This window comes from Pseudoxanthomonas fibrivorans (assembly GCF_041464125.1).
Lineage (GTDB): Bacteria > Pseudomonadota > Gammaproteobacteria > Xanthomonadales > Xanthomonadaceae > Pseudoxanthomonas.
In genome coordinates this window covers 1-1,774 of record NZ_JBGNUG010000005.1, presented here as the reverse complement: position 1 = coordinate 1,774, position 1,774 = coordinate 1, and the positions used below count along the sequence as shown (strand labels likewise).

Below are 1,774 nucleotides of genomic sequence, written 5' to 3'. Positions count from 1 at the left end.
GCAGGTCAACCAGACCATCGTGCAGATGGACGAGACGACCCAGCAGAACGCGGCGCTGGTGGAGGAAGCCACCGCCGCGGCACGGGCCATGGAAGACCAGTCCGCCGGCCTGGCCCAGGCCATCGCCGTGTTCCGGATCGAAGGCGGCCCGGCCCCGGCCACCGCCGCCGAACGCGCGCCCGTCGCCTCCGCCGCCGCGGTCGCGCCGGCCCCGGTGGCGCCACGCAGGCCGGCTGCCCCGCCGCGCGTGTTCGGCAACACCGCACTCAGCAGCCACAGCGACTGGGCCGAGTTCTGACCGTCCCGCCACGTTCCGCGTCCCAAGGCCCCGGCATCCCCGGGGCCTTGCTGTTTCCGCGGCCGTCAAGGATGGGCGGCGCGGGCCGATATCACCTGCACACGCCCCACTTCGAAGTCCGCCATGAATCCCATCCACGCCACGCGCCGGTTGATGTCCAACCTGCCGATGAAGCGCAAGTTCCTGATGCAGACCGTCCTGGTCGCGGTCGGCATCATCGCCCTGGCGGTGGTCGCCGCGCGGCTGCAGTACCTGGACCTCAACTCGACCCGCCAGGCCGGCCTGCGCGCGCAGACCGAGATGGCCGTCGGCGTCATCGAACGCTACGCCGCGCGCGCGAAGTCCGGCGAGATGGCGCTCGCCGACGCCCAGGCCGCCGCGCTCGAGACGCTCAAGTCGATGCAGGCGGCCAAGGGCGTGGACTACTTCTTCGTCACCGACGAAACCCCGAACATGCTGATGCACCCCACCCGGCCCGACCTGACCGGCAAGCCGGTCGCCGGCGTGCTGAGCCCGGACGGCAAGGCGATCTTCCCGGCCTTCGTCGAGGCCGCGCAGGCCGGCGGCGGGTTCGTCGACTACACCTGGGCCAAGGCCGGCGAGGACGACCCGGTGCAGAAGACCTCCTTCGCGACCCTGTACGAGCCGTGGGGCTGGGTCATCGGCACCGGCGTGTACCTCGACGACACCCAGGCCCAGGCACTGCAGTTCACCGCGATCATGACCGTGGCCGGCGGCGTGCTGGTGCTGCTCAACCTCGGCATCGGCTGGCTGATCGGCAGCACCGTGCTGCACTCGATCGGACGGGCGCTGGCCGCGGTGAAGGGCGTGTCGCGCGGCGACCTCGGCATCCGCACCGGCGAGCACGGCCGCGACGAAGCCGGGCAGATGCTCAAGGCCACCGACGAGATGGTGCACATGCTGGAGCGCTTCTCGCAGCAGACCCGGCACATGATCGGGCAGCATGCCGGCCCGGATGTCAGCCACCGCATGCCGGAGGACTTCCCCGGCGTCTACGGCGAACTGGCCGCCGGCATCAACACGATGATGTTCGAGCACCTGGATGCGATCACCGACGCGATCGAGGTGCTGCAGGAGTACGCCAGCGGCGACCTGGCCCGCGACGCGCGGCGCCTGCCGGGCACCCGCGCCGTGCTGCACGAGGCGATGGATGCGGCCAAGGCCAGCCTGCTGGCGATCAACGGCGAGATCAAGCGCCTGTCCGCGGCCGCGGCGGTCGGCGATTTCACCGCGCGTGGCGACGAAGCGGCGTTCCGCGCCGACTTCCGCGCCATGGTCGGCGGGCTGAACGCGATGATGCAGACGGCCGACCGCAACCTCGGCCAGCTGTCGGCCCTGCTCCGGGCCATCGCCGCCGGCGACCTGACCGCGCGGATGGAAGGCGACTTCCACGGCGTGTTCGCCCGCATGCGCGACGACGCCAACGCCACCGTGGCCCAGCTGACCTCCATCGTC

General features: G+C 71.5%; 1 protein-coding gene and 1 pseudogene. Both read left to right on the top strand.

The features are described 5' to 3' along the window. Positions 1 to 298 (top strand): annotated as a pseudogene (locus tag ACA089_RS16360) (methyl-accepting chemotaxis protein); the annotation flags it as partial. Positions 299 to 421: 123 nt separating this feature from the next. After that, the coding region (locus ACA089_RS16355) for a cache domain-containing protein (protein ID WP_372019030.1) at positions 422 to 1,774 on the top strand (1,353 nt) is incomplete at its 3' end.